Origin of the sequence: Polyangium spumosum (assembly GCF_009649845.1) — a bacterium.
GTDB classification, from domain to species: Bacteria; Myxococcota_A; Polyangia; order Polyangiales; family Polyangiaceae; genus Polyangium; species Polyangium spumosum.
Genome location: NZ_WJIE01000030.1, coordinates 1 through 24,633, shown reverse-complemented (window position 1 = coordinate 24,633; position 24,633 = coordinate 1). Strand labels below are relative to the sequence as shown.

The following is a 24,633-nucleotide window of genomic DNA, read 5'->3' as shown; positions in this document are numbered from 1 at the left end:
CATGGGGCGCGGCGGCTTCTTCGGGCGATACCTGCGCGTCGACCTCGGCCAGAAGCGCGCCGAGCACGTGCCGCTCGACGAGGCGACGCTACGAGCGGTCGTGGGCGGGGTCGGGCTCGGCGCGCTCCTGCTCGGTCGCGAGACGCCGCCCGGCTTCGATCCGCTCGGCCCCGAGGCGGCGCTCGTGCTCGCGTTCGGCCCGCTCGTGGGCACGCCCCTCACGACCTCGGCGAAGCTCGCCTTCGTGGCGAAATCGCCGCTCACAGGGAGGATCTCGGACGGGCTCTCGTCGTCGGCGTTCGCGATCGCCGGCAAACGCGCAGGCGTCGACGCGATCGTGCTCGTGGGCGCGGCCGAGGAGCCGTCGATCGTGCTCGTCGACGAAGCGGGGGCCACGCTCGTGCCTTGCCCCGAGCTCTGGGGGCGCGATTTCGCGATTTCGGAGGCGAGCGAGCGGCTCGGGCAGGCATATCCGGACCATCGCTTCGCGGTGATCGGCGTCGCGGGCGAGCGGCTCGTGCGTTATGCCGGGATCGCGAACGACGGGCGCCACGCAGGCAGGGGCGGGCTCGGCGCGGTGCTCGGGGCGAAGCGCGTGAAGGCGATCGGCGTGCGCGGGATCCGGCCCGTGCCGCTCGCGGACGCGGAGGCGACGTTGCGGATCGCGAAGGACCTGGCGCGGCGCTCGCTGGGGCCCGCGACGGAGAAATACCGGTCGCTCGGGACCGTGGCGAACCTGTCGACGTTCAATCGGCTCGCGGCCCTGCCGACGCGCAATTTCCAGGCGAGCACGTTCGAGGATGCGCGGCGCATCGAGGGCGAGGCGCTGCACGAGACACGCGAGCGAGGGAGAGGGTCGTGCAAGAGCTGCACGATCGGCTGCGAGCATTTCTTCGAGGTTCGTCCGGGGCAGCGGCCCGTCAAGATGGAATACGAGAACCTCTTCGCGCTGGGACCGCTCTGCGGGATCGGCGATCCGGAGGTGGTATTGCGGGCGTCCTCGGCCTGTGACGAGCTCGGGATCGACACGATCTCGGCGGGCGGGACGATTGCGTTCGCCATGGAGTGCGCCGAGAAGGGCCTCTTCCCGGCGGGCCCGCTCGCGGAGGAGGCGCGGGATCTCGTATTCGGCGCGGGCGAGCGGCTGCTCTCGATGCTCGAGGACATCGCGCGGCGGCGCACGCCGCTCGGGGATCTGCTGGCGGAGGGGAGCCGGCGCGCGGCGGAGATCGTGGGCGGGGAGGCGCCGTCGTTCGCGCCGCACGTGAAGGGGCTGGAGATCCCCGGCTACGAGCCGCGAGCCCTGCAAACGATGGCGCTCGGGTTCGCCGTGGGGACGCGGGGCGCGGACCACAACCGGAGCGGGGCCTACGAGGCTGATTTCTCCGGGAAGGTGAATCGATTCGAGCCGGACGCGGCGGAGGCGGCAGAACACGCGGTGGCCGCGGAGGATCGCGCGGCGGTGATGGATTCACTCATTCTGTGCAAATTCTTGCGCCGGGCGATGGATGATTTTTACGGGGAGTCGGCGGAGATGCTCCGGGCCGTGACGGGATTGCCCTTCGAAGCGAAGGATCTCGTGGAGGCGGCAGGGCGGATCACGCTCGTGCGTCGGCTCTTCAACGAGCGCGAGGGGTGGACGCCGGCGGAGGACACCCTGCCCGCGCGGTTCTTCGAGGAGAAATTGCCGGGGGGCGCCGCGAAGGGCGCCGGGATCGATCGCGCGCGGTTCGCCCGGTCGATTGACGCGTATCACGCGCGGCGCGGCCTCGACGAACGCGGGTTCGTCCCGGCGGAGGTCGCGCGGGAGATGATGGCCTGGATGGGCGGGAAATACCGATGAGCGCGTACGTCCCGCCCCCGCTGTCCCCGCCGGGCAAAGAGCCGATACGGACGCAGCGAATCCTGCGTTGCGAGGCGTGCTGGCTGCCGCCGTCGGTCTGCATGTGCGCGGAGCTCGCGCCGATGTCCGTGCGCACGCAGGTCGTCTTGCTCGTGCACCACCTCGAGCGGTTCAAGAGCTCGAATACGGGTCGGCTCGTCGCAAGGATGATCCCCGAGACAATCGTACGCGTGCACGGCGATCCGAGCCGCGAGCCCGCGGCGCCGCTGCCGGAAGGGCGCGTGTTCTTGCTGTTCCCGGATCCCGAGGCGCGCGTGCTCACCGCCGATCTCGCGGAAGGAGGGCGCGCCGTGCTCATGGTGCCCGACGGGACGTGGGGGCAAGCGCGGCGGATGGCCCGGCGGGATCCGGACGCGCAAAGAGCCCTCGCCGTGAAACTTCCAGAGGGACAAACCACGCGGTTCGGCGCGCTCCGACAGAGTGATCGCGCGGGGACGACGTCGACGATGGAAGCCGTGGCGCAGGCGCTCGGGATCCTGGAGGGGCGCGAGGCCTTCGAGCGAATGTCGCGGGCGTTCGAGACGTTCGTGGAGCGAACGATGTACGTCCGGACGAACGCGGCGCGCGTGGCGATGGAGAACCCGCGGGGCGGGCGCTGAATCAGCCGGGTTTGGCGAAGATGGATCCCGCGGCGCCGCGGGAGAGCTTTTGCCATCTGGCATAAGCGGCGACGGCGCGGTCGCGGATGACGGTAGGCGTCGCATTCTCGCCGATCGCGGTGACGACGGCGTCGAGGACGTATCCCTCGGGGGCCATGAGCGAGCGCGTCATGAGCCAGGTCTCGGAGCCGGCGGCGCGTAATGCGGGGCCGAAATACGGCTCGGAGTCGCAGGCGAGGACGAAGGAGGGAATGGCGCGGCCGCGCTCCTCGGGGCCGGGCGGCGGAGGGAGGCGGACGCCGTCCATGAGGCGATTGTGACCCGCGTACCCGGCGACCGTGACACGCACCTCGCGTGATCCGCCGCCGTCGTGGAAACGGACCCGCCCGCCGCGGGTCGCGAGGTGATGGAAGGCCTCGACGGCGCGGTCGATGGAGTCGCCGTGGTAGGCGTCGAGCACGACGAGCTGCTCGACGGTCTCGTCGGACGTGCCACCGAATGGCGCGGCGGAGACGCGGCGGCGATAGACGACACGTTCGAGGCGCGGGCCCTCGGCGCCCATCACGTCGAGGCGGGAAAAGCCGCTCTTTTTGCGGTCGAAGAAGCGGCGATGGCCAAAGGCCGCGCCCCAGTAGAGGTTCGTGTCGAGGCGGTCGGGATCACCGGCGACGTTGCTGCCGCAATCGATCTGGGCATTCGAGCAAAGGGGGACGATGACGTGGACGACGAGCGGCTCGGCGGCGAGGGCCGAGGTGGCGGCGAGGAGGGTCGCGACGAGGACGAGGAGGAATGGAAGGGGTCGAAGCATGGCGCTGTCCCTCCATCGGCGGAGCGGGGCGAAGTGTGACGAGATCGCGGCGCGCTAGCTCCCGGCGAGCGCCCGCGCCGGATCCACCTTCGCCGCGGCCCGCGCAGGGCCGATCGCGCCGAGGACCGAAAACAGGACGGAGAAGCCCATCCCGAGGAGCCAGAGCCAGAAGGGGAACGCGAAGAACGTGTCGGGCTTGAACGGGAAGTCCGGGAGCTTCTCGGCCGCGAGAACGTCCGCGACGAGCGCGAGGATCCGCGCGACGAAGAGGCCCACGGCACCCGCGAAGAAGCCCACGACGGCCGCGAGCGAGACCGTCCACGCGCCAATCTCGCCCGCCGTGGCCCCGACCGCGCGGTACAGGGCGATCTCCCCGCGACGCTCGAGCACGAGCGCGCGGAAGGTCTGCGTGATGCTCGACGCGCTGACGACGAGGACCACGCCCGCGACGAGCGAGAGCAAGGCCATCACGCCCGAGACGAGGACGCTGACGTCCCGCGCGCGGGTGTCCTTCGGGGACAAACCCATCCGCGCGCCGGCGTCGATCACCGACGCGACCTCGGCGCCCGAGCGCGAAAGGACGACGGCGCTCGAGTATCGCTCGGCCGCGCGCTCGCCGCCGAACTCGCGGTTCCAGCGGCGCACGACGCCGAGCGGGAGCGTGAGCCCGAGGTCCGTGGCGCTGCCCGAGATGCCCACGATGCGGGCCTTGACGGTGCGAGGGCTGCCCTGCTTGGCGCGGCCGAGCAGGCTCTCGCCGAGGCGGATCGTGAAGGTGATGCCCTGCGCGCGGCCGAGGAGCGTCTCCCCGACGGCCGGGAAGCCGTGCGCCGGGGCGATGGTCTTGTCGAAGATCTCCACGAGGTAACGGCTGACGATCGCGGGCACGGGCGCCGAGCAGCGCCCCTCGGCGGCGCCGGTCGGGCGCTCGCAGTAGTCGCTGCCCGTGCAGCCGTCGTCGTCGACACACGCGGCCCCGGGCGCGTCGAGCGGGTCGACGAAGAGGCCGGGCTTCACGTCGCTCGCGGCGAGCGCAGGATCGATGCCGTCGCCGGGCAGCTCGCTCGCGCCGACGTCGTGGCCGAGGATCTCGCGGCCGCCACGCGCGCTCGCGGGGAAGGCGAACGAGAGCTTGGGCAGGACCCGCGAGGCGCCCGGGAGACGCTCGAGCTTCTCGACGTCGCCGGCCGTGATGCCCGCAGGCTCGCCGCCGCCGCCGAGGAGCAAGCCGAGCAGGCCCGGATCCTTGGCCTTCGGCGGCTCGAGCTCGATCCGATCGATGGGGAACACCTCGCCGAGCAGGACGGCGCGAACGCCGAGGCCAAGCGCGAGGAAAAACACGAGCGTGGCCGTGCCCGCGGCGATGCCGAAGGCGCTGCCGGCGAGGGCGCGGCGAGCGCGGGCGAGATCACGGCGCACGAGGCGGACGAGCGCGGCGAGCTTCATGGAGCGTGCTCCTTCGTGTCGACGCGTCCCTCGTGCAGCCGGAGGATGCGGGTCGCGGCGCGCGCGAGGCGCTCTTCGTGCGTGACGGCCACGATGGTCAGGCGCTCTTCGCGGTGGAGCTCTTCGAAGAGCTCGATGATGCGCGCGCCCGTCTCGGCGTCGAGGTTGCCCGTGGGCTCGTCGCAGAGCAAAAGCCTCGGCTCGCGCAGGAGCGCGCGCGCGATCGCCACGCGTTGCCGCTGCCCACCCGAGAGCTCCGCAGGCGTGTCGAAGGCGCGATCGGCGAGGCCGAGCCGCTCGAGCAGTTTTGTCGCGCGCGAGCGGCTCGCCTCCTCGTCTGCGCGTGGATCGAAGAGCGCGGGCGTCGTGACGTTCTCGATCACGGTGAGGTGATGCAGGAGGTGGAAGTGCTGAAAGACGAACCCGATGCGCTCGCCGCGGAGGCGCGCGAGCGCGGCGTCGCTCATGCGGCCGAGGTCCTCGCCGAAGAGCTCGACCTGCCCCTCGTAGCCACGATCGAGCCCGCCGATCACGGCGAGCAACGTGCTCTTGCCCGAACCACTCGGGCCGAGGACGCAGACGAACTCGCCCTCCTCGACGACGAGGTCCACGTCCGCGAGCGCGCGGCGCGTGTCGCGCCCGCCGTCGTGCACGCGCGTGAGAGCGCGGGTGCGGATGGCAATCACAACGCGCTGACCGCGACGCGCTCGCGATCGACGGCGGCTTCGGCGGCGCGCACGCTCACGGCCGACGTGTCCTCGCCCTCGCGGAGCGCCTCGTCCGTGAGGCCGAAGATCCAGAGCAGGAGCCGCGGCGGCCGCAGTTGCAAGTCGTCCTCCTTCACGAAGAGGCGCGCGAGGTGCTCGGCGTAGGCGCGGCAGAGGACGCGGAACGGGATGTGATCGAAGGCCTCGGCCCGGCGACGGCTGGCGTAGGAGGAGAGCAGCAGGGCCACGTAGAGCACGTCGTGGATCACCTGCATCCGCAGGCGCGAGGTGCCCGGGTTTCGCGCCAGCGTCTCGCGGAGGAAGTGCACGTTGAGCGGGACGTGGAAGGACTCGTCGCGCGTGAGGATCGTGAGCATGTGGCGCACGGCCGGGTGACGCGCGCGGCGCAAGGCGAGGCGGTAGGTCGTCGAGCCGATGGTCTCGAACATGAGGTTCGTGAGCACGATCGTCTCGATGCGCTTGGCCTTGCCGTAGAGCCGGTAGAACGTGCCGGTGACGCGGCCCATCGGGCGGACCTCGCCGCCGAGGTAGGCGAGGAACTCGGTGAGCAGCTCGCGATGCCAGCCCTCCTCGTCGCCGTAGAGGCGCAAGCACTCGGCGAGCTCGGGATCCCACGAGGCGATCTCGTCGGCGAGCTCGTGGGCCTGGCGCAGGCCCGACTCTTCGGCGCGGAAGGCCGCGTTGAAGAAGGCGATGGCCGCTTGCCGCTCGGCCTCGGACGCCCAGACGATGGGCTCGCCGAGATCGAGCTTCTCCTCGTACATCCGTTCGGCCCGCCTCCGCAGCATGCCGAGCCACCACGAGGTGGGACGCCGCAGAGGGCCACTCTCCCTGTTCTTCGTCATGGATGCCTGGGACGGAAGGTGCTGGCGGACGATAGCGCACGCAGCCCGGACGGGCACGGCCTCACGGAGAAGGCGGACGAGCGAGCGAAGACGAGCGGGCTGGAACAAGAACGCACGCATGCAACGTGGACGGCGCGCTTCCGTGATGCGGATGAGGTAGGATGGCTGTGGGTCCCGTGGCGTTCGAACAGCTCTCTCTACCGTTCGAGGGGCACCTCACCCCGACCGCGCCGGCGCGAATCCCGCGCACGCGTCGGGTTTTCGTGAACCGCAACCTCAAGATGGCGGGGATCGACTGGGTGGGGTTCGACATGGACTACACCCTGGCGATCTACAACCAGGTCGAGATGGACAAACTGTCCATCGAGGCCGTGATCCCCAAGCTCGCCAGGCGCGGCTACGACGAGGACATCCTCCGCGCGATCGACTGGCCGATCGACTTCCCGATCCGCGGCCTGCTCATCGACAAGAAGGCGGGCAACGTCCTCAAGATGGACCGCTTCAAGGTGGTCCACAAAGGCTTCCACGGCCTGCGGGAGCTCACGAAAGAGGAGCTCCGCTCGCTCTACCACCAGAAGCGGGTCAAGCCGAACACCGGCCGCTACCACTTCATCGACACGCTCTACGCGCTGAGCGAGGTCGCGCTCTACACGGGGATCGTGGAGGCGTTCGAGGCGAGGCGGCTCGAGCTCGACTTCACGGCGTTGTTCACGGACATCCGCGAGTGCATCGACGAGGCGCACCGCGACGGATCCATCCTGGACGTGGTGCTCGGGGATCTGCCGCGGTTCATCGAGCGTGATCCCTTGCTGGCGCCGACGCTGCACAAGCTACGTTCGGCGGGCAAGCGGCTGTTTCTGCTGACGAACTCGCGCTGGCCGTACACCGAGCGGATGATGACGTACCTGCTCGGCGACGCGATGCCGGAGTACCCGAGCTTCCGTCACTACTTCGATCTGGTCATCGTGGCGGCGCAGAAGCCGGCGTTTTTCCAGGAGCGCAGGCCGCTGCTCGAGCGCGACGGGGAGAACCTCCGCCCCGCGACGTACCCGCTCGAGCGAGGCGTGATCTACGAGGGCGGCAACCTCCACGATCTCGAGGCCGCGCTCGGCGTCGGAGGGGATCGGATCCTCTACGTGGGTGATCACATCTACGGCGATATTTTGAGGTCCAAGAAAGAGTCGGCCTGGCGCACGGCGATGATCATCCAGGAGATGGAGGCCGAGGTGATCGCGCACGAGATGTGCCGCGAGGAGCACCAGAAGAGCGCGGAGCTCGAGCAGCGCAGGGACGAGCTCGAAGATCAGCTCCGGTACTACCAGCAGCGGTACAAGGACCTGACGCGGAAGATCGAGGACGCGGCGCAGGCCGCGAAAAACGGGCACGGGAACGGCAACGGGATCGGCATCTCGTACGAGGCGGAGCGAGGCCGGGCCAAGCGCGCCGTGGAGCGCATCCGCGGGATGCTGCGCGCGGTGGACGCGGAGGCGACGAAGCTCGAGCGGGAGATCGATCAGCGCTTCCACCCCTACTGGGGGTCGCTGCTGAAGGAGTCGATCGAGCCGAGCAGCTTCGGCGATCAGGTCGAGGAGTTCGCCTGCATCTACACGTCGCGCGTGTCGAACATGCTGGCGTACTCGCCGCTGCAGTACTGGCGGAGCCCGCGCGATCTCATGCCGCACGAGCTCTGATCGCGGCGCCGGGCGGCGTCACTTGCAGCAGCGAAAGCCCGTCGAGTAGTCGTGGTACTTCGCGTTGTGCGAGGTGGTCTTGTAGTCGCAGCCGTCGCCGTTCTGGTGCGTGTCGAGGTAGTAGCCGCCGCGGAACGTGCCGTTCTTCGACCCGGTCCACTCGTGCAGGTTGCCGACCATGTCGAAGACGCCGTAGCTCGACCTGCACTTCCTGTAGGCGCCGCTCTTCGCGACCGTGCCCTTCATCTTGTTGAGGCGCTCGTCGTTCATGTTCGCGAACGTGTACGCCTCCTGCGGCGGCGGGGCGCCGGCGACCCCGTAGAGCGCGTTGAACGAAGAGAAGCCGCCGTCGTTGCAAGCGCCGGACTTGTGCTCTTTGCCGTACGGGTACGTCGTGGGCCTCTTGCCCTTGCACGCCGTGATCCACTCGTCGTCGGCGCAGAGCCGTTTGCCCGCGTTCTTGCAGGCCTCCTCGGCCTGGTTGCGGCTGATGTACGCCTGCGGGACCTTGCCCTTCTTGCTCACGGCCTTCACGCGCAGGCCGTCGACGGACAGGTACGGCGAGTGCGGCTTCGTCTTGTTCTTGCCGACGATCTCGACGACGTGCGCCTCGTACACGTCGATGCAGAACCTGCCAGCGACGCTCACCATGCCGCCCGGGCACTTCTTGCCCTTGGCCTCCGCCTCGGAAGGCGCAGGCAAGGTCGCCACGAGCAGCGTGACGGCCGCGAGGCCCCAGAACCGAGGAGAGCGGAAAAAGGCGAAGGACTTCATGGCGAGCCGAAGGACGAACGAGCCGCCTCTTCGACTCATACCCAAGACAAAGGCGGGGAGCAAATACGCCGTGGCCGCTTGGACGGGCCTCGGTTTTCGGTCAACCTCTGCCGCCCATGTCCGCCCCCCTGCCGATCGCCACGATCCGCACGAGCCCCGAGGACTTCGTCGTCGAGGAGATCCCCGCCTACGCGCCGAGCGGCAAGGGCGAGCACCTCTACGTCACCCTGCGCAAGACCGGGAGAAACACGCCCGACGTGGCGCGGGACCTCGCGCATTACCTGGGCGCCGATCCGCGCGGCACGGGCTGGGCCGGGATGAAGGATCGGCACGCGATCACGACGCAGACGATCTCGATCCAGGTGCCGCTGGGCGACATCGAGGACGCCGAGGCGAGGATCATGGAAGCCTCGCTGCAGGGGGTCGAGATCCTCGAGGCGAGCCGGCACGGGAACAAGCTCAAGCCGGGGCACCTCGTGGGCAACCGGTTCACGATCACGCTGCGAGGTCTCGCGCCCGAGGACGCCGCCCGCGTGGGGGAGAAGCTCCTCGAGACGGGCCGCGTCGGGGTGCCGAACTCGTTTGGGCCCCAACGGTTCGGGCGTGACGGCAAGAACCCGACGCGCGCGCTCGCCTGGCTGCGCGGCGAGGCGCGGGGGCCGCGGGATCGGCGCGAGCAGCGGCTGCTGTTCTCGGCCCTGCAGTCGATGCTCTTCAACGAGGTGCTCGCGCGGCGGGTCGCGGCCGGGAGCTGGGCCTCGATCCTGCCGGGGGACCTCGCGAAGAAGCACGATTCGGGCGGGATCTTCGCGGTGCCCGCCGAGGGGCGGGAGCTCGAGGACGCGCAGGCGCGAGCCGAGGCCGGGGCGATCTCGGCGACGGGGCCGATGTTCGGCGCGAAGATGCGCTGGCCCGAGGGCGCGCCGCGAGAGCTCGAGCGTGAGGTGCTCGCAACGGCGCTGCCGGACGCGAGCCGGCTGGAGGCCTTCCGCGCCCTCGGCGAGGGCACCCGGCGTCCCTTGCGCCTGATGGTCGCGGACATGTCGGTGCGACCGATCGACGCATCCGGCGGGCTCACCGTTTCTTTTGTGCTACCGAAGGGGGGCTACGCCACAACGGTCCTCGCCACGGCTTGCCAGATCGCCGACGCCACCTTACGCGGAGGCGAAGCCGCCGAGGGCGAAGAAGGCGAAGAGTCCCCCTCCGAACCTTCCGATCCCGCTTAGCGCCACTTCGCGCCCGCCTCGTCGGGGGGCGCGCAAACCAGATGAAAAGCTCGGGCTGCAACGGCCCACGAGTGAAAGGCACAACCGGAAGATGAATCTCATCGAGTGGCTGCAGCGCATCATGGTCGGCTTCGGCGCTGCCTGGGTCATGTGGCTCATGATCGGGCTCTCCGTGGTGAGCGTCGCGATCATCCTCGAGCGCGCCTGGTTCTTCTGGTCTCTGCGTGACGACGTGGTCGTGCTGGCGCGTGACCTGCGCAATGCGCTGAAGGACTCGATCGAGGCCGCGCAGAAGCGCATGGAAGCCTCGCCCTCGGCGGAGGCGGCGGTCGTGAAGGCGGGCCTCATCGAGGCCGATCGCGGGCCGAAGGCTGCCGAAGAGGCGATGGCCGGCGCGCTCGCCCTCCAGCGCATGAAGCTCGAGCGGCGCCTCGCCTACCTCGGCACCCTCGGCAACAACGCGCCGTTCATCGGCCTCTTCGGCACCGTCATCGGCGTCGTCGGCGCCTTCGACGCGCTCGGCAAGGCCGCCGAGAAGCCGGCCGCGCAGGCCGCGGCCGCGGCCATGGCGCCGCAGCAGGTCATGTCGAGCATCGCCGAGGCGCTCGTCGCGACGGCCGTCGGCCTCGCGGTCGCCATCCCGGCCGTCGCCTTCAACAACTACTTCCAGCGGATGATCCGCTCGACGCTGGCGAACACCGAGGCGCTGACGCGCGTGCTGCTCGCGCACCTGCACGGCGAGAAGGACGCGCTCGAGGCGGGCGCGGGCGTGGCCGTCGCCGCGGCCCCGGCCCCGAAGAAGGCCGAGCCGAAGGCGCAGGCGAACGGCTCGCGCGGCAAGAAGGCCCCCGCGAAGGACGAGGACGAAGAGGAGTCCAGCGAGGAGAACGGCTGATGGCCGCGTCGAGCTCGAACAACGACGAGAACATGGTCGAGGGGATCAACGTCACGCCCCTCGTCGACATCACGCTCGTGCTCCTCATCATCTTCATGGTGACGGCGAAGATCATCGTGTCGCAGGCCCTGCCGCTCGACCTGCCGAAGGCCGCGTCGGGGCAGGAGGTGCAGATGGTCTTCAGCGTGGAGCTCCGCGCGAACGGGGACATGGTCATCGACGGCAAGAAGCTGCCGAACGACGACGCCGCGCTCCCGCTCGCGAAGGAGGCGCAGGCGAAGACGCCCGATCTGCGCGCCGTCATCCGCGCCGAGCAGACGGTCCAGCACGGCCGCGTGCTGCACGCGCTCGATCTGTTGAAGCGGGCCGGGATCACGAAGATCGCCTTCGGCGTGACGCCCGTGCCCGCGGAGGACGGCAAGGCAGCCCCTGCCCCGCCGCCCACGCCCGTGACGCCGTGATAGCTTCGGAGCTCCGAGAGACCTCGCGGAGCTCCACGACCGAACCTTGGAGATAAGACGATCATGAGCTCGGCGGCGAACAGAGTCGTGATGGGGGAAAGCCAGTTCCACCACACCGCCGAGCGCGACCGTGATCCGCTCGCGCCCGTCGTCGCGCTCGGGGACCGCGCGGCGAAGACGGGCACGGCGATCGGGCTCGTGCTCGCGCTGCTCTCGCACGGATACGCCTCCGCGCAGGCGATGACCGCGCTCTTCGACATGCGGCGCGCGATCGGGGAGATGCGCCAGGGCCTGCACGAGTACTTCTGGACCGAGTACGACATCGACCTGACGCCCAAGGACGAGGACAAACCAAAGCCCGAAGAGAAGCCCCCGGAGCCCGAGCCGGAGCCGGAGGCGCCGCCGCCCGTGCCCGCGCCGAAGGCCGAGGCGGCGCCGGAAGAAGAGGTCCCCGACAAGGATCCGGAGCCTCCTCCGCCGCCCTCGCAGGCCGCGAAGGTGCTCACGCAGGAGCCGGACGAAGAGGAGCCCGTCGACATGACCGGGCAAGGCTTCGTGAGCGGCGACGGGAGCGGCCCGGGCTACGGGATGGTGAGCGCGCAGGGGACCGCGAAGACCCCGACGTACAACAAGGCCGCCGCGCTCGACGGAAAAGAAGGCAGCAACGGCACGGGCAAAGGCGGTCCGCCGCCCGCGCCCGCGGGGCCGGATCTGTCGAAGGCCCCGGGCCTCGTCGGCAGCTCGGCGTGGGATTGTCCCTTCCCGCCCGAGGCCGACGCCGAGCAGATCGATCAAGCCGTCGTCTCGATCATCGTAACGGTGCGGGCGGATGGAAGCCCGCAGGCCGTGAAGGTCGTGAACGATCCGGGCTACGGCTTCGGCCGCGCCGCGCGCCTCTGCGCCTTGTCGCGACGCTACACGCCCGCGCTCGACCGCACCGGGACGCCGATGGTGGCCGCGACGCCGCCGATCCGCGTGCGCTTCACGCGCTGAACCTCATCGACGCGGGGCCGAGTCACCACGCTTCTTCCTTTCCGCGCGCCGGCTCATTATCCTCGGCGCACCCGTGGACGTCGCCGAACGCATCGAGAAGCTCAGCAAGGTGCCCCTCTTCGAGGGGCTCACCACCCAGGCGCTCGAGCTGATCTCGCGCGTCGCCAACGAAGAGTCCCACGCGCTCGGGACGAAGATCTTCCAGCACGGAGATCCGGGCGACAAGCTCTACATCATCCTCGAAGGCAAGGTGCGCATCAGCCGCGAGGTGCCCGGCATGGGCGAGGAGGCGCTCGCGGTGCTCGGGCCGGGCTCGGTCTTCGGCGAGATGAGCCTGCTCGACGAAGCGCCCCGATCCGCCGACGCCCGCGTCCACGAGCGCTGCCGCCTGCTCACCGTGCCCAAGGACGCCTTCGAGGACCTGCTCTTCTTGCACAAGGACCTCGCCTACGAGGTGCTCTGGAGCTTCGTCCGGATGCTGACGCAGAGGCTCCGCGAGACGAACGACAAGCTCACGTTCCTCACGGTGACGGGCAAATTCTGAAGGACGTGCGCGCGTTTCGCGCCGGGGACTTCCGTCCTCGCGGCCCAGTCGTGTACTGTCTCCCCTAGACAACATGGCTGCCAAGAAACACCTCGCTCTCGCCTTCATCCTTGCCCTCTCGGGCGTCGCTGCGGCCTGCGGCGGCGGTTCGACGCCTCCGCCCGACACCGCGAACGATCAGAAGACGGACGGGACCCAGACCGACAAGCCCGCCGATCCCGGCGCCACCGACGCGAAGCCCACGGGCGACGCGCAGCCCGGCGGCGACACGAAGCCCGCGGACCCGGGCGCGGGCGGGACGGCGGCGACGCCCCCGGCGGGCAAGGGCTCGACGAACATCAAGCAGAGCCAGATGCTCGAGGACATCAAGAAGATCGGCCTCGCCCCGGACAAACTCGCGGACCTGCCGAAGATCCCCCTCGCGCAGAAGAAGAAGCTGATGCCGCTCTTCCAGAAGGCGCTCGGCTACAAGGACTGCAACGGCTGCCACGTCGAGGGCGACTACAAGGCCGAGACGCGCAAGATCAAGATCACGCGCGGCATGTGGAAGAACTTCGTCGTCGCGCTCCGCGACGAGAAGGGCGGCGCCGTCTTCTGCGACACGTGCCACGACGGCAACGAGCACAACCTCGATCACTCCAACAAGGAGGCGCTCGAAAAGTTCATGGACGAGCAGTACGAGGACAAACTCTCGCGCGCCGACAAGAAGGACATGGAGTGCGGCACCTGCCACGGTGATCCGTTCGAGGGCGACATCATCACGAAGGTCTGGGGCATCGCGAAGAAGTAGCGCTCGCCCGGAAGTGCGGTTTTCTCCCGCGGTTTCCGCCCTCTCCGTCCCTCACCCTCCCCCAAGGCCCACCTCCCGTGGCCGGCTCTCGCTTTCGTACTAAAGAGACGCCGCATGTGCGGTGTGTTCGGCATCTATGGCCACCCGGAGGCCGCCAACATCACCTACCTCGGCTTGCACGCGCTGCAGCACCGAGGTCAGGAGGCGGCGGGGATCGTCACGAGCGACGGGGAGCGGCTCACGCCGCACAGGTCGATGGGCCTCGTGCAGGCCGGCTTCTCCCCGAAGGACCTCGCGGCGCTGCGGGGTGACCGGGCGATCGGCCACGTGCGGTACTCGACCGCCGGCGGCTCCCACATCCGCAACGCGCAGCCGTTCGCCGTGGACTACGCGCGTGGCTCGATCGCCGTCGGGCACAACGGCAACCTGACGAACTACGAGGCGCTCCGCGATCGACTGGAGGCGCGCGGCAGCATCTTCCAGAGCGCGAGCGACACGGAGGTGATCGTGCACCTCATCGCCGCGAGCACGCAGGCGAGCGTGGAGAGCCGCGCGGCCGAGGCGCTCGGGCAGGTCGAAGGGGCCTACTCGATCCTGTTCCTCACGGAGCGCGAGCTCATCGCCGTGCGAGATCCGATGGGCTTCCGCCCGCTTTGCATGGGACGCCTGACGCACGGCGAGGCCGAGGCGATCGTGGTCGCCAGCGAGCCCACGGCGTTTGATCTGATCGGCGCGACGTACGTTCGCGACATCGAGCCGGGCGAGATGCTGATCGTCGACGCGAACGGCACCCGCTCGCTCCGGCCCTTCGCGCCGCGCGCGCGCAAGCTCTGCATCTTCGAGCACGTGTACTTCGCGCGGCCCGACTCGCTCATCGAAGGCGCGAGCGTCTACGAGGTGCGCAAGGCGCTCGGCCGCAAGCTCGCCGAAGAGTCCCCCGTTCCGGGCGGGAGCGACGCGGGTGACGTCGTCGTGGTGCCCGTGCCCGACTCGGGCGTGCCCGCGGCGGTGGGCTTCGCCGAGCGCGCCGGCGCGCCCTTCGAGATGGGGCTCATCCGGAGCCACTACGTCGGCCGGACGTTCATCGAGCCGCAGCAGTCGATCCGGCACTTCGGCGTGCGCCTGAAGCTCTCGCCGAACCGCGCGGCGCTGGCGAACAAGCGCGTGGTGATCGTGGACGACTCGATCGTCCGGGGCACGACGAGCCGGAAGATCGTGAAGATGGTGCGCGACGCCGGCGCCCGCGAGGTGCACCTCCGGATCTCGAGCCCGCCGACACGCTGGCCCTGCTTCTACGGGATCGACACGCCCACGCGCGCCGAGCTCATCGCGGCGACGCACAACCTCGAAGAAATCTGCAAGTACGTGACGGCCGACTCGCTCGGTTACCTGTCGCTCGAAGGCCTCGTCACATCGGTGCGGACGATCGAGCGGAGGGCCTCCCCGGACGCGCCGGCGTCCCCGCGCAGCGGCGAGGCCTCCGAGGACGGATACTGCTCCGCCTGCTTCTCGGGCGCCTACCCGGTGCCGTTCTCACCGAGCCCGAAATCGCGGCATCTCCGCCTCGTTCATGGTTAACCTCGGGTGCGCGGGCGGGCGTTGACGACGCCCGCGCTTGCCGAACAATGGTCACCCCATGACGGATCGCCCCTCGAGCTCGAGCGTCGCCCCGCACGATCTGTTCGCCCACGCGCCCGATCGGGTGTCGATCTACGAGGTGAGCCCGCGTGACGGTCTGCAGAACGAGCAGAACGTGGTCCCGCTGGCGCAGAAGAGGCAGCTCGTGGAGGCGCTCGTCGCGGCGGGCGTGAAGCGGCTGGAGATCACGAGCTTCGTCTCGCCGAAGTGGGTGCCGCAGCTCGCGGACGCGGAGGAGCTGGCGCGCGAGATGCGTCCGCCCGAGGGCGTGACCTTCAGCGCGCTCTGCCCGAACGCCAAGGGCCTCGAGCGCGCGCTCGCCACGGGGCTCAGCGAGATCGCGGTCTTCATGAGCGCGAGCGAGACGCACAACCAGAAGAACATCAACAAGTCGATCGACCGGACGCTCAGCGTGTTCTCGGAGATCGTGCCGCCGGCGATCGAAGCAGGCCTGCGCGTGCGCGGGTACGTGTCATGCGTGTGGGGGTGCCCGTACGAGGGCCCGGTCTCCGCCGAGCGGAGCGTCGAGATCACGAAGAAGCTCCTCTCGCTCGGCTGCTACCAGGTGTCCCTGGGCGACACGATCGGCGTGGGCACGCCGAAGCAGACGCGGGACATCGTGCTCCGATGCCTCGACGCGATGCGGGTGGATCAGTTCGCGTTGCACCTGCACGACACGCGCGGGACGGCGCTGGCGAACATCCTGGTGGGGCTCGAGCTCGGGGTGCGCGACTTCGACGCGTCGGTGGGAGGGCTCGGAGGTTGTCCATACGCGCCCGGCGCCGCAGGGAACGTGGCGACGGAGGACCTCGTGTACATGCTGCACGGGATGGGGATCGAGACGGGGATCGACCTCGACAAACTCATCGAGGCCGGCAACGTCGCCGAGCGCGTGCTCGGTCGTCCGCTGCCGGGCAAGGTGCACAAGGCGGGCGCGTTCCGGCGTCGTCCGAGCTGAGCGCTCGTTTCAGGGCACGATGCAGCCGAGGCGCGTGAAGAAGACGTGCTGCTGGCCCTCGCGATCGTCGCGGAAGAGGATGCCGACGTTGCCGTCGGGGCCGAAGGTGGCGATCGGATAGATGCTGTCGCGCTTGGCGAACGTGACGCGTTGCTCGGAGCCGGAGGGGCTCAGGTCCTGGTTGAGCATGAGGGCGTAGAGCTCGTAGCCGTCGTTCTGATCTCGATCGTCGGCGTAGACGAGCAGGACACGATCGCCGAGGGCCTTCAGGGTCGGGTAACGCGAGCGGAACGAGCCGGGGTTCGTGAGGGCCTTCGGCTGCACGAGGACGTTACCGTCCTCGTCGACGACCGCGCCGTAGATCGCCTTCGGGTTCTTGGTCTTGTCGTACCAGGCGATGACGTACCGATCCTGGTTCCACACGACCGTCGGGTACACCGAGTCGCTCGTGCCGTCCGTGAGCGAGACGGCCTGCGAGCGCGGTGAGAGATCCTGGTTGAAGACCTGGAACTGGATGAAGTGCTGGGTCGCGTCGCCAGGCGCCCAGGCGACGCCGATCGAGGCGAGGCCGGGTGCCATCTGCGGCGCTTCGTTGCCCACGTTGATGGCCTGCGTGAGCTTGACGTTGCCGCCGATCGGCGCGCCGTCGATGGTGAGGCGCTGGGCGTAGAGATCGAAGAGGCCCTCGCGCTCGTCCTGCCAGGCGACGATGAACTCGGCGCCGGTCCAGCCGAGCGAGACGTTGATCGAAAAACCCTCGGCGAAGGAGAGGCGCGTGTCGGGCAGGACCTTCGCGCCGGCCTCGTCGAGCAGCGTGAAGTAGACCTCGTAGTCGCCGCTGCGACGATCTTGCCACGCGATGCCGTAACGATCGCCGATCCACACGAGCGGGCCGCCGGCGTTGTCGCCGTTCTGGAAGACGATCGGCGCCTCGGGGCCGAGCGGGATGCCCTCCGGGGCGAGCATGCTCAGGCGCATCGAGAAGCCGGAGATCGACGAGGTGTATGCCGCCGCGTACGAGGTGCCGCTCCACGCGAGGCCGCCAGGGCCCGACGGCGACGCTCCCTCCGCGGAGAGGCGGATGGGATCGTTCAGCAGCGGGATGTACGTGGCGCCGTCGTCGACGACGCCGTTGCAGTCGTTGTCGACGCCGTCGCAGACCTCGGTGCCGCCCGGATACGCGAGCTCGCTCTTGTCGTCGCAGTCGTCGCCGCACGCGTTGGGATCGCCGGGGAGCGTGCCGGGCCGCGGGCCGCGGAAGCCGTCGCCGTCGTTGTCACGCGTGGCGATCTCGTACGTGCATTGCCCGGTCTTCGGGACGCACGCGTCGTCGGTGCAGGGATCGTTGTCGTCACACGCGACGGGCGGCAGATCGACGCAGAGCCCGCCGTTCCGCGGCGCGCCCGCGTCGGCGCCCGCCGCGAGGTCGCAATACACGGGCTCGCAGAGGTTCTTGTACCCCGGGCAGTCCGAGTCGACGAAACAAGGCGGCTGCGGCGGGCCGACGTCGAGCGGCGTGCGCGCGCCACATCCGCCAGCGGCCATCACCGAGACCACGAAGGCGCCCGAGAGCGCGGCGAGCGAGGCCCCGACCAGGCTCCGTCCGCCGCGCGCCTTCCGCGTACGCTTCACAGGCATCCGCCGAACCCTTCGACGTCGATGGGCTCGCACACGAGCCCCGACGGACAATCATCATTGCCATCGAGCGGACAGAGCTTCACGCACTGCGTGCCCGAGCCGGTCACGACGCAAGCGAACCCCGCCGCGCACCAGAGGCCCGAGCCCGAGCCGCACGGATCGCCCTGCACGCCGGTGCCCGCGGGCGCGCAGAACGCGCCGTAGACCTCCTGGCCGCAGGGTTCGTCCGGGTACGAGACGAAGATGAAGCACCCCTCGCCGGGGAAGCAGCCGCTGTTCAGTTGATCGAAGGGATCACACTGGAAGTCCTCGATCGGCGGAGGCGTGGAGGGACAACCGGGATCGACGTACTCGTCGAACGCGTCCTTGCCCGCGTCCCAGATGGGGCCCGTCGCGGAGCTGTTCGGCAAACCTCCGCCCTCGCCGCCGCCCCCGCCCTGGCCCTCCGTCTCCCGCACGATCGTGCTGCCGCAGCCGCCGAGGCCCGCGGCCGGGACGACGAGGCCGAGCGCGGCGGCCACCAAGATAAGCCGCTTCTGCATGCCGGAAGGGTAACCGAATTTTTTCGCGCGCGCCGTGGGGACGAGGGCGCGGCGCAGAAAAGATCACTTGCGGGTGATGGTGACCTTCTTGATGACCGGCGGGCTCTCCGGCTTCTCGCGGACCACGGGAACGGAGGCGATCTTGTGGACGGTGTCGACGGGCGCGCACTCGCCGAAGATCGTGTAGCCGCCGTCGAGGTGGAAGGCCGCCTCGTCCGTGATGAAGAACTGGGCGCTGTTGGTGTTCGGCCCGCGGTTCGCCATGCAGAGCAGGCCGGGACGATCGTGGTTCGCGTCCTCCCAGACCTCGTCCGGGATGACGTACCCGGCCTCGCCGCTGCCATTTTTCTTGGCGTCTCCGCCCTGGATCATGAAGCCCTTGATGATGCGGTGGAAGATCGTGCCGTCGTAGGCGGGCTTCTTCTCCCACTTGCCCTCGGGCGTCTTCCACGGGCGAACGCCGCGCGCGAGGCCGACAAAGTTGGCGACGGTGATGGGCGCCTTGTCGTGGAAGAGCGTGCACTCGAGGTTGCCGAGGTCCGTCTCGATGGTGGCCACGAGCGTCTTGCCCTCCGGCAGGCCCTTCGTGGCGTCGTCGAGGGTCCACTTGCCCTTGACCGGGTCGTCCGCGCTCGGCTTGACCTCGGCGACGGGCTTGGCCGTGACCTTCTTCTTCGTCGGCTTGGGCCTCTCGATACGCGGCCGCGAGGTCTGGACGGGCGCGGGCGTGCCGTTATTGGCCTGCGTCTGGGCCGCGGGCTTGCGATCGGGGTCCGCCGTCGGCTCGGGTGGGCTCGACTCGCAGCCGCTCGCGAAGGCGGTGACGACCAGGGCAGAAGCCGCCGCGAAGGCGGCGAAGGGACGACTCTGGATCGAGGGAAGTTTCATAGGAGGTCTTTCCCTTGCGGCGAGGCGCGGCGAAGGTCAAGCGCGGGCTCGCATCGTGCTACGAAGGGGCCGGAGCCGATGCCCGTCACGAAGCGTTACGCTGTCCTCACGCTGGGTTTTTTGGTCGTCGCCTGCGAGCCGCGCGTCGAGGAGCCGGTCCCGCCCACGCGAGACCGGCCTGCCGCGCCCATCGTCGGCCTGCAAGAAGCCGAGCCCGCGGACAATCAGCCCTCGCGGGCGCGGTGCATCCACCCGACCGAGGACAAACCCAGGCGGACGCTCCTGCGCGAGGGCCCCGATCCGTCTTGCCCGCCCGACGATCTGGCGAAGCCGCCGGTGCTGCGCGAGGGCAAGGTGGTGTTCACGGACGCGAAGGACGAGACGGTCACGGTGGAGATCGCGCAGCGGGATCACGAGCGCGCCCGCGGGCTCATGTACCGCAAGCACATGCCCGAGGAGCGCGGGATGATCTTCGTCTTCGATCGGCGCGAGCCGCACCAGTTCTGGATGCACAACACGTGCATCCCGCTCGACATGCTCTTCGTGGACGACGACGGGACGATCGTGGGCATCGAGGAGAACACGCCGACGATGAACGACTCGACGTTCTCGGTGCCGTGTCCGTCACGCTACGTGATCGAGGTGAACGCTGGTTTTTCCCGTCGACACGGGGTGCGCGCGGGGCAGAAGGTGCGGCTCGAGGGGATCTGAAGCGCTTCCCCGCGCGCTTCCCCCCCCGCGCGCGGCGGCCTTTCGAGCCGCGATGGAGCGCGGGTCTTGGCACGCTTTTCTTGGTTTCGGTATACGAGGAATGCGTGGTTGCTTTCGTCGTTCCACATGAACCAGTCCCTCCCGTCGACGCGCTGAGAGACGGCGTGCGCGCGCTCGCGGAGAAGGCGCGCGTGAAGGTGCGCCCGAACGATCTCGAGGCCCGCGATCCGCGCTTCATCGAGCGCGTGATGCCGCTGCTCGGGACGCTCTACGACCACTACTTCCGCGCCGAGACCGAGCTCGAAGCGCCCTTCGTCGATGGCCCCGCGCTCGTGGTCGGCAACCACAACGCGATGACCGGCACGCCGGACATGTTCTGCCACATGCTCGCGTTCTGGCGGCTCCACTCGCCCGCGCGCCTCGCGTACGGGCTCATGCACGACGTGCCCTTCGGCTTCCCCGGCGCGGGCGCGTGGCTGAACGGCGCGGGCGCGCTCGCGGCGAGCCCCGAGAACGCGGCGCGCGCGCTCGATCGAGGCGCGGCCGTGCTGGTCTTCCCGGGCGGGGACATCGACGCGTGCAAGCCGTTCTCGCGCAGGTACGAGATCGAGTTCGGCAAGCGCCGCGGCTTCGTGCGCGCGGCGCTGCGCCACGGCGTGCCCCTCGTGCCCGTGGTGAGCGTGGGCGCGCATCACTCGCTCTACATCTGGACCGACGGGCGGCGCATCGCCGAGGCGCTGAAGCTGCCGCAGCTCGCGCGCTCGAACGTGGCGCCGCTCGGCCTGGCGCTGCCCTGGGGCATCATCGCCGGCATCCCGCTGCCGCACCTGCCGCCGCCCGTGAAGATCCACACCCGGATCCTCGCGCCGATCCGCCCGAACCTGCCGCCCTCCGCGGCCGACGATCCGGAGGCGGTGGAGGAGGTCTTCGAACACGTGCGGAGCGCGATGCAGGCGGCGATGAACGATCTGAAGCAGCAAGGGCGCCACGGATGGTTCCCCGCCTCGTGAAGGCGCTCGGCCCGCTCGTCGTGCTCTCGATCGCCGCGGTCACCTCGCCCGCGGGCGCGGTGGCCCTGGGCGGCGCGACGCCTTCCCCGGTGGTGCACGAGGACTACCTGATCGTGAGCCACGACGAGCCGAGCGGCAGGCAGCACGTACTCTTCGCCGCGCGCCTCGCGCCCGCCTCGCCGCGTGTCCTCGTCGGCCTGCCGACGCCGAGCACGCCGACGGTCGAGCCGATGCCGAAGCTCGATCTCGCGGCCCTCGTGTTCGCGCTCGTCGAGCCTCACGAGCAGCGCACGCGTGGGAGGCTGTCGGCTCGCCCGGCGCCCTGGGTGATGGACCGCTCGACGCTCTCGAGCTTCGTCGTCGCCCCCGCCGCGAGCGAGCAGCCGTTCGACGCGGCGTGGACCAAGAGCTACGTCGATCGGGGCTTTTCCTTCGCCGTGCTCGACGTGGTCACGCCGCCGGGGAACGTCCTCGAGATCATGACGCCGGCCGCGCACGTCTCGTTCGATACGCCGCGCGTGATCGTCGCGCGTCGCGAGCCGCCGCGCGCGGAGGCGCCTCCAGACGATCCGCCGGAAGGCGCGGCGCTCCCGATGGTGGTGGAGTCGCTGCGGGCGGCGCCGAAGGACGCGGCGCCGAGCATCGAGGCGATCGAGCGTGCGCTCCGCATGCGGAGCGGGCCGATGCTCCGCTGCTACGAGCGGTTCCTCGAACATCGCCCCGAGGCCACGAAGGTGACGATCGAGGCTGCGATCCGGCCGAAGGGCGACACGGCTTCGTTGCGCTCCCCGGGCGAGCGTGACGGCGACGAGTCGTCGCGCGAGCTCGCGAGGTGCGTGGTCGCGATCCTGCGCGCACAAAAATTCCCGCGGGCAGACGAGGGCTGGAAGTTCTCCGCCGAGCTCGCCTTCACGCCGCCGCGCACGCCCGCGCGACGCACGCACCTCGTGCTCGTCGGGCCCTCGCGCCACGTGTGGCGTGATCCGCCCGCGTCGGCGCGCCTGCTGCACGACTTCGAGGCGGCGCCCGAGGACGTGGCGCGTGTCATGACGCCCGAGCTCCGCCGCGTGATGGCGTTGCCCGAGGGGCGTCGCTTGTGGGTCTCGCACTGGCTCGACCGGGACGTGCGACGCGCGCTCGCCGAGGACGTGGTCTTCGAGCGCGAAGCTCTGCCCGCGGACGGTGAGCCCGGCACGCTCTCGGTCACCACGCCCAAGCCCGATCTCCTCCCCGCTGCCGAGAGCCCACGCGAGACGCGGCGCAGCCGGCTGGTCTCGAAGCGAGCCCGCGCAGCCCTGGCGGCGGCGACGGCGTTCGCCCTGGCGGTCGCGCTCGCCCTCTGGCTCGCGCGAGACGAACACCGCGCCCGGTGACGTTCATCGCCCCTTGCGCCCGCGCGCGCCCGCATCCATGGATTCCCGAGGAGGCGCCCATGAACGTCGTGATCAAGTACTGCCACGTCTGAAACTACAAGCCCCGGGCCGTGAGTTTCGCGGCCGCCATCAAGGAAGCGTTCGACGTCGACGCCAAGCTCGAGATCGGCAAGCCCAGTCAGTTCGACGTGCTCGTCGATCAAAAGCTGATCTTCTCGAAGCAGGCGGAGGGCCGGTTTCCGGAGATCCAGGAGGTGCTCGACGCCATGTCGAAGCTCGCGCGTTAGGCGCCGCGGAGGACCGGGCGCGGCTTGACGGCCGTGCGTCGATGAGGTCCCCTATCTTCGATGCGCCCCTCCCTCGCGCTTCCCTTCCCTGCCCTGCTCCTCGCGCTCGTCGGGTGCAGTGATCCCGAGACGTTCGTCCCGGATATCCCCGGGTTCAGCGGTCCCGCGGGTGTCATCGACGGGACCCTGACCTACTCGGGTCCGCCGCCCTGCACGCAAAACGGCCACGTCGTCGGCGCGGCCGTCGTGCTCGCCTTCGAGAAGCGCCTCCTGCCGCCGCCCTCGGGCCTCGGCACGGGCCCCGCGAGCCTCGACGCGATCCCGGGCGACGTGCTCTTCGGGAGCATCCGCGACAAACTCGTCTTCGACAAGGACGGCGCGCTCCGGTGCCCCGACGCGATGGCGCCCCACGTCACCGCGAGCGGGACGTGGACCATCGCGCCGCTGAGCGGAGGGACCTACCAGATCCGCGGCTTCTACGATCGCGACGGCGACTTCAACCCGGCCTTCTCCATCTCGAACCTGCCGACGGCCGGCGACGTGGGCGGCGGCGCGATCGACAACGCCGCGGAGGTGCTGATGGGCGCCGCGCCGAAGTACACGGAGGTCGAGGTCGGCGAGCCCGATGGGACGGGCAAGCTCGTCGTTCCGCCGACGGGCACGCGCGTGGTCGGCGTCGGCGTGACGCTCGGGCAGGTGCTGCCGCTCGAGCGGCCCGTGTTTTACCCGTCGAGCGTGGACGACAGCGTCGCCGGCAACATGGATCCGCGCAGGGTCACGGTGCCGTCGGACTTCGAGTTCGCCACGTTCCCGCCGACCGACGCGTCCTTCATCCGGATCAAGCTCGCCGCGGGCGTCGCGCCCGAGGAGGTCGACAACGCCGCGAAGACGCCGTTTTTCCTGCCGGTGAAGGACCCGCCGGCCGCGATCTACATGGCGATCGAGGACGTGAACCGCGACGGCGTGATCGACACGCAGGACCACATCACCGAGTCGCCGTTCGTGCCGCAGCTCTACCCGACGTCGGTGTTCTCGAAGATCGTCTCGTCGAGGCTCGCGAACGACAAGCGGATCGAGACACAAGCGCGGCCACGCGTGATCATGCAGGGGATCACGCTGCTCGGCGACCTCGCGACCACGGCCATGCAGATGCCGCCGGCGATGCCGGATCCGATGAACCCGGTGCCGCCCTTCCAGTCGTTCCAGCCGGAGGTGACGGTGGCGGTGCGGCCCGCTGCGATCTGCATCGATCCGGTCGACACGTCGAAGAAGGGCGTGTTCGTGCTGAGCCGCAAGACGGCCGCGGACGGGACGCCGATCGTCGCCGACGAGGAGATCCTGAAGCTGGGCCTCGCGGCGCGGTTCGGGCGGCCGTTCGACGTCGTCTACGGCTGCCTGCCGGAGGGGCAGTACTCGATGAACCTCGTCTACCCGACGGGACAGGCGTGGAGCCTCCCGAACGAGGCGGGCGTCTGCGCGAGCGCCGAGCCGCAATCATCCGACGGCAAGTCCTGCCAGGGCGTGCCGAACCCGCGCCCGCGCCTCGTGTCGCAAGACGCGATGCTCACCGTGGGCCCGCCGAAAGACGCGGCGTACTGCCAGGCGAACCCGACGCCCGCGACGTGCACCGCGCTCTAGTCCCGAGGGGGACCAGAGCGCCCCCTCCTGGCCAGGCGAAGCCCGGCCCATCACCCCCCGAGGCCACCTTCGAGCCCCGCGCGGAGCCGCAACCCACCCCCCGAGGCCACCTTCGAGCTCCGCGCGGAGCCGCAACCCACCCTCCGAGGCCACCTTCGAGCTCCGCGCGGAGCCGCAACCCACCCCCCGAGGCCACCTTCGAGCTCCGCGCGGAGCCGCAACCCACCCTCCGAGGCCACCTTCGAGC

Annotated in this window: 23 protein-coding genes and 1 pseudogene; 16 read left to right on the top strand and 8 right to left on the bottom strand. The window is 69.9% G+C overall.

Annotation, left to right across the window (positions count from 1 at the left end):
• The first annotated feature begins 1 nt into the window (after position 1).
• Positions 2-1,843 (top strand): aldehyde ferredoxin oxidoreductase family protein, encoded by a 1,842-nt coding sequence (locus GF068_RS41695; RefSeq protein ID WP_153825139.1) that lies wholly within the window; start codon positions 2-4, stop codon positions 1,841-1,843.
• Positions 1,840-2,502 carry a tRNA-uridine aminocarboxypropyltransferase gene (locus GF068_RS41690; protein ID WP_153825138.1) on the top strand — a complete coding sequence of 221 codons (663 nt, stop codon included), beginning with the start codon at positions 1,840-1,842 and terminating at the stop codon, positions 2,500-2,502. Before GF068_RS41695 ends, GF068_RS41690 begins: the two co-directional genes overlap by 4 nt.
• A gap of 1 nt (position 2,503) precedes the next feature.
• Here the strand turns inward: GF068_RS41690 and GF068_RS41685 are convergent, their stop codons facing one another.
• From GF068_RS41685 to GF068_RS41670, 4 genes are read right to left on the bottom strand one after another with little or no spacing between them, the layout of a single operon-like run.
• Positions 2,504-3,310 (bottom strand): hypothetical protein, encoded by an 807-nt coding sequence (locus GF068_RS41685; protein ID WP_153825137.1) that lies wholly within the window; start codon positions 3,308-3,310, stop codon positions 2,504-2,506.
• A gap of 54 nt (positions 3,311-3,364) precedes the next feature.
• Positions 3,365-4,756 carry an ABC transporter permease gene (locus GF068_RS41680; protein WP_153825136.1) on the bottom strand — a complete coding sequence of 464 codons (1,392 nt, stop codon included), beginning with the start codon at positions 4,754-4,756 and terminating at the stop codon, positions 3,365-3,367.
• Positions 4,753-5,442, bottom strand: a complete 690-nt coding sequence (locus GF068_RS41675) for an ABC transporter ATP-binding protein (protein WP_338046785.1) — start codon at positions 5,440-5,442, stop codon at positions 4,753-4,755. Before GF068_RS41675 ends, GF068_RS41680 begins: the two co-directional genes overlap by 4 nt.
• On the bottom strand, positions 5,439-6,329 hold the full coding sequence (locus GF068_RS41670) for a ferritin-like domain-containing protein (protein ID WP_153825135.1): 891 nt from the start codon (positions 6,327-6,329) through the stop codon (positions 5,439-5,441). Before GF068_RS41670 ends, GF068_RS41675 begins: the two co-directional genes overlap by 4 nt.
• Positions 6,330-6,505: 176 nt before the next feature.
• Here GF068_RS41670 and GF068_RS41665 point away from each other — a divergent pair, with 176 nt between their 5' ends.
• The gene (locus tag GF068_RS41665; protein ID WP_338046784.1) at positions 6,506-8,020 is read left to right on the top strand and encodes an HAD-IG family 5'-nucleotidase; all 1,515 of its coding nucleotides are present in this window, start codon (positions 6,506-6,508) and stop codon (positions 8,018-8,020) included.
• A gap of 18 nt (positions 8,021-8,038) precedes the next feature.
• Here the strand turns inward: GF068_RS41665 and GF068_RS41660 are convergent, their stop codons facing one another.
• The gene (locus GF068_RS41660) at positions 8,039-8,794 is read right to left on the bottom strand and encodes an SUMF1/EgtB/PvdO family nonheme iron enzyme (RefSeq protein WP_170320000.1); all 756 of its coding nucleotides are present in this window, start codon (positions 8,792-8,794) and stop codon (positions 8,039-8,041) included.
• Between the two features lie 116 nt (positions 8,795-8,910).
• On the opposite strand from GF068_RS41660, the gene truD reads away from it, so the two are divergent.
• The 8 genes from truD to GF068_RS41620 all read left to right on the top strand — a co-directional run bounded on the left by truD (position 8,911) and on the right by GF068_RS41620 (position 16,299).
• The gene (gene truD, locus GF068_RS41655; RefSeq protein WP_153825132.1) at positions 8,911-10,020 is read left to right on the top strand and encodes a tRNA pseudouridine(13) synthase TruD; all 1,110 of its coding nucleotides are present in this window, start codon (positions 8,911-8,913) and stop codon (positions 10,018-10,020) included.
• Between the two features lie 91 nt (positions 10,021-10,111).
• Positions 10,112-10,915, top strand: coding sequence for a MotA/TolQ/ExbB proton channel family protein (locus GF068_RS41650; RefSeq protein WP_153825131.1), 804 nt, complete (start codon positions 10,112-10,114; stop codon positions 10,913-10,915).
• A complete protein-coding gene (locus tag GF068_RS41645; RefSeq protein ID WP_153825130.1) occupies positions 10,915-11,376 on the top strand; it encodes an ExbD/TolR family protein in 462 nt (153 codons plus the stop codon). The genes GF068_RS41650 and GF068_RS41645 overlap by 1 nt, the downstream gene beginning before the upstream one ends.
• A 63-nt stretch (positions 11,377-11,439) precedes the next feature.
• Entirely contained in the window at positions 11,440-12,369 is a 930-nt protein-coding gene (locus GF068_RS41640; RefSeq protein WP_240808197.1) for an energy transducer TonB, read from the top strand.
• 73 nt (positions 12,370-12,442) lie between these two features.
• Positions 12,443-12,913 carry a cyclic nucleotide-binding domain-containing protein gene (locus tag GF068_RS41635; RefSeq protein WP_136933370.1) on the top strand — a complete coding sequence of 157 codons (471 nt, stop codon included), beginning with the start codon at positions 12,443-12,445 and terminating at the stop codon, positions 12,911-12,913.
• 73 nt (positions 12,914-12,986) lie between these two features.
• A complete protein-coding gene (locus GF068_RS41630) occupies positions 12,987-13,703 on the top strand; it encodes a cytochrome c3 family protein (protein ID WP_153825129.1) in 717 nt (238 codons plus the stop codon).
• Positions 13,704-13,817: 114 nt separating this feature from the next.
• The gene (gene purF, locus GF068_RS41625; protein WP_153825128.1) at positions 13,818-15,281 is read left to right on the top strand and encodes an amidophosphoribosyltransferase; all 1,464 of its coding nucleotides are present in this window, start codon (positions 13,818-13,820) and stop codon (positions 15,279-15,281) included.
• A gap of 58 nt (positions 15,282-15,339) precedes the next feature.
• Positions 15,340-16,299, top strand: coding sequence for a hydroxymethylglutaryl-CoA lyase (locus tag GF068_RS41620; RefSeq protein ID WP_153825127.1), 960 nt, complete (start codon positions 15,340-15,342; stop codon positions 16,297-16,299).
• 9 nt (positions 16,300-16,308) lie between these two features.
• Here the strand turns inward: GF068_RS41620 and GF068_RS41615 are convergent, their stop codons facing one another.
• The 3 genes from GF068_RS41615 to GF068_RS41605 all read right to left on the bottom strand — a co-directional run bounded on the left by GF068_RS41615 (position 16,309) and on the right by GF068_RS41605 (position 19,367).
• Positions 16,309-17,937, bottom strand: coding sequence for a putative metal-binding motif-containing protein (locus GF068_RS41615; protein ID WP_153825126.1), 1,629 nt, complete (start codon positions 17,935-17,937; stop codon positions 16,309-16,311).
• Positions 17,928-18,479, bottom strand: a complete 552-nt coding sequence (locus GF068_RS41610) for a hypothetical protein (protein ID WP_153825125.1) — start codon at positions 18,477-18,479, stop codon at positions 17,928-17,930. The genes GF068_RS41615 and GF068_RS41610 overlap by 10 nt, the downstream gene beginning before the upstream one ends.
• A gap of 63 nt (positions 18,480-18,542) precedes the next feature.
• A complete protein-coding gene (locus GF068_RS41605; protein WP_240808195.1) occupies positions 18,543-19,367 on the bottom strand; it encodes a peptidylprolyl isomerase in 825 nt (274 codons plus the stop codon).
• Between the two features lie 78 nt (positions 19,368-19,445).
• Here GF068_RS41605 and GF068_RS41600 point away from each other — a divergent pair, with 78 nt between their 5' ends.
• The 5 genes and pseudogenes from GF068_RS41600 to GF068_RS41580 all read left to right on the top strand — a co-directional run bounded on the left by GF068_RS41600 (position 19,446) and on the right by GF068_RS41580 (position 24,386).
• Entirely contained in the window at positions 19,446-20,078 is a 633-nt protein-coding gene (locus GF068_RS41600) for a DUF192 domain-containing protein (protein WP_206079669.1), read from the top strand.
• A 164-nt stretch (positions 20,079-20,242) separates the two neighbouring features.
• Positions 20,243-21,088, top strand: a complete 846-nt coding sequence (locus GF068_RS41595; protein WP_338046783.1) for a lysophospholipid acyltransferase family protein — start codon at positions 20,243-20,245, stop codon at positions 21,086-21,088.
• Positions 21,070-22,461, top strand: a complete 1,392-nt coding sequence (locus tag GF068_RS41590; protein WP_153825124.1) for a hypothetical protein — start codon at positions 21,070-21,072, stop codon at positions 22,459-22,461. Before GF068_RS41595 ends, GF068_RS41590 begins: the two co-directional genes overlap by 19 nt.
• A gap of 104 nt (positions 22,462-22,565) precedes the next feature.
• Positions 22,566-22,748 (top strand): annotated as a pseudogene (locus GF068_RS41585) (Rdx family protein); the annotation flags it as partial.
• A gap of 60 nt (positions 22,749-22,808) precedes the next feature.
• Positions 22,809-24,386, top strand: a complete 1,578-nt coding sequence (locus GF068_RS41580) for a hypothetical protein (RefSeq protein WP_153825122.1) — start codon at positions 22,809-22,811, stop codon at positions 24,384-24,386.
• Positions 24,387-24,633: the final 247 nt, after the last annotated feature.

What these genes read in the sequence shown, in the direction of transcription:
- GF068_RS41695 (WP_153825139.1), top strand. Translation starts at nt 2, where the DNA reads ATGGGGCGCGGCGGCTTCTTCGGGCGATACCTGCGCGTCGACCTCGGC.
- GF068_RS41690 (WP_153825138.1), top strand. Translation starts at nt 1,840, where the DNA reads ATGAGCGCGTACGTCCCGCCCCCGCTGTCCCCGCCGGGCAAAGAGCCG.
- GF068_RS41685 (WP_153825137.1), bottom strand. Translation starts at nt 3,310, where the DNA reads ATGCTTCGACCCCTTCCATTCCTCCTCGTCCTCGTCGCGACCCTCCTC.
- GF068_RS41680 (WP_153825136.1), bottom strand. Translation starts at nt 4,756, where the DNA reads ATGAAGCTCGCCGCGCTCGTCCGCCTCGTGCGCCGTGATCTCGCCCGC.
- GF068_RS41670 (WP_153825135.1), bottom strand. Translation starts at nt 6,329, where the DNA reads ATGACGAAGAACAGGGAGAGTGGCCCTCTGCGGCGTCCCACCTCGTGG.
- GF068_RS41660 (WP_170320000.1), bottom strand. Translation starts at nt 8,794, where the DNA reads ATGAAGTCCTTCGCCTTTTTCCGCTCTCCTCGGTTCTGGGGCCTCGCG.
- truD (WP_153825132.1), top strand. Translation starts at nt 8,911, where the DNA reads ATGTCCGCCCCCCTGCCGATCGCCACGATCCGCACGAGCCCCGAGGAC.
- GF068_RS41650 (WP_153825131.1), top strand. Translation starts at nt 10,112, where the DNA reads ATGAATCTCATCGAGTGGCTGCAGCGCATCATGGTCGGCTTCGGCGCT.
- GF068_RS41645 (WP_153825130.1), top strand. Translation starts at nt 10,915, where the DNA reads ATGGCCGCGTCGAGCTCGAACAACGACGAGAACATGGTCGAGGGGATC.
- GF068_RS41640 (WP_240808197.1), top strand. Translation starts at nt 11,440, where the DNA reads ATGAGCTCGGCGGCGAACAGAGTCGTGATGGGGGAAAGCCAGTTCCAC.
- GF068_RS41630 (WP_153825129.1), top strand. Translation starts at nt 12,987, where the DNA reads ATGGCTGCCAAGAAACACCTCGCTCTCGCCTTCATCCTTGCCCTCTCG.
- purF (WP_153825128.1), top strand. Translation starts at nt 13,818, where the DNA reads ATGTGCGGTGTGTTCGGCATCTATGGCCACCCGGAGGCCGCCAACATC.
- GF068_RS41620 (WP_153825127.1), top strand. Translation starts at nt 15,340, where the DNA reads ATGACGGATCGCCCCTCGAGCTCGAGCGTCGCCCCGCACGATCTGTTC.
- GF068_RS41615 (WP_153825126.1), bottom strand. Translation starts at nt 17,937, where the DNA reads ATGCCTGTGAAGCGTACGCGGAAGGCGCGCGGCGGACGGAGCCTGGTC.
- GF068_RS41610 (WP_153825125.1), bottom strand. Translation starts at nt 18,479, where the DNA reads ATGCAGAAGCGGCTTATCTTGGTGGCCGCCGCGCTCGGCCTCGTCGTC.
- GF068_RS41605 (WP_240808195.1), bottom strand. Translation starts at nt 19,367, where the DNA reads ATGAAACTTCCCTCGATCCAGAGTCGTCCCTTCGCCGCCTTCGCGGCG.
- GF068_RS41600 (WP_206079669.1), top strand. Translation starts at nt 19,446, where the DNA reads ATGCCCGTCACGAAGCGTTACGCTGTCCTCACGCTGGGTTTTTTGGTC.
- GF068_RS41590 (WP_153825124.1), top strand. Translation starts at nt 21,070, where the DNA reads ATGGTTCCCCGCCTCGTGAAGGCGCTCGGCCCGCTCGTCGTGCTCTCG.
- GF068_RS41580 (WP_153825122.1), top strand. Translation starts at nt 22,809, where the DNA reads ATGCGCCCCTCCCTCGCGCTTCCCTTCCCTGCCCTGCTCCTCGCGCTC.